Origin of the sequence: Vallitalea maricola, from assembly GCF_036985595.1 — a bacterium.
GTDB classification, from domain to species: Bacteria; Bacillota; Clostridia; order Lachnospirales; family Vallitaleaceae; genus Vallitalea; species Vallitalea maricola.
In genome coordinates this window covers 1-220 of record NZ_BTPU01000174.1, presented here as the reverse complement: position 1 = coordinate 220, position 220 = coordinate 1, and the positions used below count along the sequence as shown (strand labels likewise).

1 pseudogene is annotated in these 220 nt (G+C 27.3%); it reads right to left on the bottom strand.

The window, feature by feature from the left end:
* Positions 1-181: pseudogene (locus AACQ14_RS23770) on the bottom strand (arginine--tRNA ligase); the annotation flags it as partial.
* Between the last annotated feature and the right edge of the window lie 39 nt (positions 182-220).

Genomic DNA, 220 nt, shown 5'->3' with positions numbered 1-220 from the left:
CAATATCATTAGCAATCATATTAGGCGCTTTCCTGAATATTTTAGCCAATTTGAAACAAGGAAAAGCAAAATCCCCCATTTCGGAATTAGAAGGAATTTCAATTAATTCATCAATTTCATTCTCTGGGAGATCATCAATAATATTAGATAACAATTCAACAATAACCTTTTTAAACTCCATTATATAACTTCCTTTCATAAAATTATAATCAATAACAAT